General features: G+C 69.5%; 3 protein-coding genes. 2 read left to right on the forward strand and 1 reads right to left on the reverse strand.

Features of this window, described 5'->3' with window-relative positions; all coding sequences use genetic code 11:
- Positions 1-35: 35 nt before the first annotated feature.
- Complete coding sequence (locus tag DBR36_RS05220) at positions 36-1,439, reverse strand: zinc-dependent metalloprotease (protein ID WP_108317878.1); 1,404 nt, start codon at positions 1,437-1,439, stop codon at positions 36-38.
- Positions 1,440-1,614: 175 nt separating this feature from the next.
- On the opposite strand from DBR36_RS05220, the gene DBR36_RS05225 reads away from it, so the two are divergent.
- On the forward strand, positions 1,615-2,754 hold the full coding sequence (locus tag DBR36_RS05225; RefSeq protein WP_108317876.1) for a PDZ domain-containing protein: 1,140 nt from the start codon (positions 1,615-1,617) through the stop codon (positions 2,752-2,754).
- Positions 2,755-2,797: 43 nt separating this feature from the next.
- A partial coding sequence (locus DBR36_RS05230) for a UPF0182 family protein (protein ID WP_108317877.1) occupies positions 2,798-5,622 on the forward strand: 2,825 nt, incomplete at its 3' end.

The following is a 5,622-nucleotide window of genomic DNA, read 5'->3' on the forward strand; positions in this document are numbered from 1 at the left end:
AATCCGCACCGCGGGCGTCCGCCGCGAAAGCAGCCTCAGACCGGTCGCTGGTCTCCCGGCGCGGCGTCGTCGTCCCCGTCCGTCCCGGTCGCGGAGCCGTCCGTCCCGGTCGCGGAGCCGTCCGTCCCGGAGCCGTCCGCACCGGCATCCCGCCCACCCGAGGCCTCCTCGGCCAGCAGCTGGGCGAGGGCGTCGTCCATCGCGTCTGCGGGTGCGGCCTCTCCGCGCGAGGCGGCGGTCAGTCGCGCGACGAGGGCGGCGGGGTCGTCGATGTCGTCCGACGTGGGCATGAGGTCGGGGTAGTCCCACAGCGCGTCGCGTCCGTCGACGCCGACGGCGTCGGTCACCGCGCGCCACAGGGCGGCGGCCTCGCGCATGCGGCGCGGGCGCAGCTCGAGGCCGACCAGCGAACCGAGCGCCTGCTCGGCGGGCCCGCCCACGGCGCGGCGGCGACGCACGGCTTCGGCGATGCGTGCGGCCGACGGCAGACGCGAGGTGGCGTCCTCGGTGACGACGTCGACCCAGCCCTCGATCGTGGCCAACAGGTTCTCGAGGCGCGTGAGCGCGGCGGTCTGCTCCTCGCTGCGCTCGGGCAGCAGGGCGCCGCTCTCGAGCGCGCCGCGCAGCTCGTCGGGCTGCGACGGGTCGAAGCGCGTGGCGAGCTCCTCGAGCGCGTCCGTGTCGACGCGGATGCCGTGCGCGAAGTCGCGCACCTGCGAGATGACGTGCAGCCGCAGCCACCGCGCGTGGCGGAACAGTCGCGCGTGCGCGAGCTCGCGCGTCGCGAGGTACAGCGCGAGCTGGTCGTCGGGGATCTCGAGATCGCGACCGAAGTCCGCGAAGTTCTGCGGCAGGATCGCCGCGTCGCCGTCGGGCATGACCGGGATGCCGACATCCCCGCCGCCGACGACCTCGGTCGACAGGCGCCCGACGACGTGGCCCAGCTGGGTGGCGAACAGCGATCCTCCGACGGTGCGCATGAGGCGGCCGGCCCCGGCGATCATCTCCTGCATGTCGTCCGGAGCCTGCTGGCCGAGGGCCGTGGTCAGGGCGTCGGCGATGCTCGTCGCGACGGGCTCGGCGAGCTCCTGCCACACGGGCAGGGTCGCGCTGACCCAGGCGCCGCGGGTGACGACGCGCGGGGGCCGCGGCAGGTCCGAGATGGTGGTGGCCTCGCCCAGCCACAGCCCCGCGAGGGTGAAGGCCTGGTCGAGGTGGGTCTTCTGGCCCGTGGTGACGCCGAGGCCGTCCTGGTTGGCGATGTGCAGCGCCTGGCGCTCGGCCAGGCTCCAGTCCACGCCCTCCTGCGAGCCGTTGAACGCGCCCTGCAGCTGGTTCATCACCGCCTGCAGCATGGCGGGGTCGATCTGCATGCCCGACAGGCGGGAGAGCTGCTCGGGATCGATCCCGCTGACGTCGCCCGACATCAGGCGACGCATGAGCTCCTGGAACTCCTCTTCGGGGTTCCGGTCGTCGTCTGCCACTTCAGCCGCCTTTCAGCCAGGTCTGGGGATGGGAGTCCTACGCTAGTCGCACGCTTCCCCGCATCAGACGGCCCGGCCTCTCACCGCCTTACGCCGCGCGCGAACGACGACCCGTTGAAGGATTGAGACCGTGACCCTGTTCGACCAGAACGTCTCCCGCGCGCCGGCGACCGAGCCCGCGCCCCCGCGGCGGTGGGGACGCGGCACCGTCACGGGCGCGTGGGCGCTCACGCTCGCCATCGTGGTTCTGTTCGTGCTCACCCTCGTACCCTCGGGGTACGTCATCCAGCAGCCCGGTCCCGTCTACGACACCCTCGGCACGTCGGCGAACGCCGATGGCCAGCAGGTGCCGCTCATCACGGTTCCGAACGAGCAGGATGCCGCCACCGACGGTCAGCTCGACCTGCTCACGGTGCAGGTCAGCGGCAACCGCGAGCGGACGCCGTCGTGGATCGAGCTCCTGCAGGCGTGGTTCGACCCCTCGCGCGCCGTCGTCCCGATCGACCGCATCTTCCCCGCGGGCCAGAGCACCGAGCAGCGCAACACCGAGAACGCCGCGCTCATGACCGACTCGCAGAACGAGGCCAGCGCCGCCGCCCTCCGCGAGCAGGGGTACACCGTGCCGCAGACCATCACCGTCATCACCGTCGACGAGGCCGGTGCCACGGCCGGAATCCTGCAGCAGAACGACGTCATCACGTCGGTGAACGGCATCGATGTCACCAGCGTCGAGGGGGTTCGCTCCGCGGTCCAGGATGCCGCGGGCGCACCCGTGACGCTCGGGTTCGACCGCGACGGTTCGGCGCGGACGGCCCAGGTCACCCCCAAGCCGACCGACGTCAACGGCCAGCAGCAGTACCTCTTGGGCGTCGGGCTCGGCATCTCGTTCGACCTGCCGGTCGACGTGCAGATCCAGCTGAACGACGTGGGCGGCCCGAGCGCCGGCATGATGTTCGCCCTGGGCATCATCGACAAGATGACGCCCGGCGACCTCACGGGCGGCCAGCACATCGCGGGCACCGGCACGATCGACGCCGACGGCAACGTCGGTCCGATCGGCGGCATCCGTCAGAAGCTCTACGGAGCTCGGGATGCCGGTGCCACCTGGTTCCTCGCCCCCGAGGCGAACTGCAACGAGGTCGTCGGTCATGTGCCGGACGGCATCCGGGTGTTCTCGACCTCGACGCTCTCGCAGTCGCTCACCGCGCTCGAGACGATCCGCGACGGGGGAGACCTCGACGCCCTGCCGACGTGTGATTCGGGATCGTAGCTTTCACGGCGAACCCCCGGAATCCCGCGCCTAGGATAAGTGGGTGACCACGACCTCAGCGCCGAACCAGGCCACGCCCCCGAACCGCTCTCGACGGATCATCTCGATCACCTTGGCGGTGATCGCAGCGCTCGTCGTCGCGTTCTTCGTCTTCGCAAACCTGTACTCCGATTGGCTGTGGTTCTCGCAGCTCGGCTTCACGGGTGTGCTCACCACGCAGTGGATCGCGCGCACCGTGATGTTCGTCGTCGGGTTCCTCGCGATGGCCGTTCCGGTGTGGGGTGCCATCCAGCTCGCTTACCGCCTGCGTCCCGTGTACGCACGTCTGAGCTCCCAGCTCGACCGCTACCAAGAGGTGGTGGAGCCGCTGCGTCGCCTGGCGATGTGGGGGATCCCGGTGTTCTTCGGCTTCTTCGCCGGGTTTGCGGCATCCGCTCAGTGGGAGACGACCTGGCTGTGGCTCAACGGGGTCGCGACCTCGGTCACCGACCCGCAGTTCGGTCTCGACACCGGCTTCTACCTGTTCGCGATGCCGTTCTACGCCTCGGCGCTGGGCTTCGCCTCGGCCGTCGTGCTGGTGAGCCTGCTGCTGACCGCCGTCGTGTCGTACCTGTACGGCTCGGTCCGCGTGGGCCAGCGCGAGCTGCGCATCTCGAAGGCCGCGCGCATCCAGCTCGCGATCCTGGCCGGTCTGTACCTGCTGCTGCAGGGCGCGAGCCTGTGGCTCGACCGCTTCCGCACGTTGGTGGAGCCGTCCGAGCGCATCACCGGTCCGGGTTACGTCGGCGCGAACGCCGTCATCCCCGGGCAGACGATCCTCGCCATCGCGGCGGTCATCGTGGCGATCGCCTTCTTCGTCACCGCGTTCCTCGGCCGCTGGCGCTACCCCCTGATCGGGACCGCGCTGCTGGTCGTCTCGGCGATCGTCGTGGGCGCGGCCATCCCGTGGGCCGTCACCACCTTTCAGGTGCGCCCGAACGAGCTCACCCTCGAGAGCCAGTACTACCAGCGCAACCTCGACGGCACGAAGGCCGCGTACGGCATCGACAAGGTCGAGAAAGAGAACTTCCAGGCCACGACCGAGGCCGAGGCCGGCCAGCTGCGCAACGACGCCGAGTCCACCGCGCAGCTGCGCATCATGGACCCCGCGATCATCGGACCCACGGTCCGTCAGCTCGAGCAGTACCGCGCGTATTACCAGTTCACCAACCCGCTCGACGTCGACCGCTACACGATCGACGGCAAGACGCAGGACACCGTCGTGTCGCTGCGCGAGCTGAACATCGGCCAGCTCGGCGACGCCGCGTCGTGGCAGAACACGACGCTCGTCTACACCCACGGCTACGGCATGGTCGCGGCCGCCGGTAACGAGCGCACCGCCGACGGCGACCCGGTCTTCCTCGAGCAGGCCATCCCGGGCACGGGCTTCTTGACCGACCTCAACTACGAGCCGCGCGTCTACTTCGGCGAGACCTCGCCGCAGTACTCAATCGTCGGCGCTCCCGAGGGCACCGACCCGATCGAGCTCGACTACCCGCTGGGCGCCGACGGCGGCACCGAGACCCGCACCACCTTCAACGGTGACGGCGGCCCGAGCGTGGGCAACGTCTTCAACCGTCTCATCTACGCGCTGAAGTTCCAGTCCGAGCAGATCCTCTTCTCGGACAGCGTCAACGCCGACTCGCAGATCCTGTACGACCGCAACCCCAAGGACCGCGTCCAGAAGGTCGCGCCGTACCTGACGCTCGACAGCGACCCGTACCCCACGGTCGTCGACGGTCGCATCAAGTGGGTCATCGACGGGTACACCACGAGTTCGAACTACCCGTACTCCACGGGCGTCTCGCTCTCGCGCGCGATCGCCGACTCGAACAACCCGGCCCCCACCTACGCGCTGGATGACATCAACTACATCCGCAACTCGGTCAAGGCCACGGTCGACGCGTACGACGGTTCGGTGCAGCTGTACGCGTGGGATGACGAGGACCCGCTGCTCAAGGCGTGGCAGAACATCTACCCCTCGTCGCTGCAGCCGTGGAGCGCCATGTCGGCCGACCTGATGAGCCACGTGCGTTACCCGACCGACCTGATGAAGGTGCAGCGCTCGATGCTCGGCGTCTACCACGTCGACGACGCGGTGTCGTTCTACCGTCAGGACAACCGGTGGACCACGCCGAACGACCCGCAGGACCCGGCGACGTTCCAGCCGCCGTACTACCTGACGATGAAGATGCCGAGTCAGGACGACCCGACGTACTCGATGTTCACGAGCTTCATCCCGGCATCCCAGGGCGGTCAGGCGCGTAACGTGCTCACCGGTTACCTCGCCGTCGACTCCAACGCCGGCAGCGAGCAGGGCACAAAGCGCGACGACTACGGCCGATTGCGCATGCTCGTGATCGATGCGGCGACGACCGTGCCGGGACCGGGTCAGGTGCAGAACACCTTCGACTCCGACACCAACGTCTCGTCGCAGATCAACATCCTGCAGCAGGGTCAGTCGCAGGTGCTGAACGGCAACCTGCTGACGCTGCCCGTCGGCGGTGGTCTGCTCTACGTGCAGCCGGTGTTCGTGCAGTCCTCGGGTGACACCAAGCTGCCGCAGCTGCGACGCGTGCTGGTGGCGTTCGGCAACGAGATCGCCTTCGAGAACACGCTCAGCGAGGCCCTCGACACCCTGTTCGGCGGTGACTCCGGCGCCAACACGGGCGACGAGACGGTCACGCCGACCGACCAGGGCCAGGGCGGCACGGGCGGTACGTCGACCGGCGGCGGCACGACGGCTCCGGCCGGCGACTACGCGGCAGCGCTGCAAGAGGCGCGCGACGCGCTGACGGCGCGCCTCTTGCAGCGCTGCCGCGTAGTCGC

The sequence above is a fragment of the Microbacterium sp. HMWF026 genome (assembly GCF_003061325.1).
Taxonomy (GTDB): domain Bacteria; phylum Actinomycetota; class Actinomycetes; order Actinomycetales; family Microbacteriaceae; genus Microbacterium; species Microbacterium testaceum_E.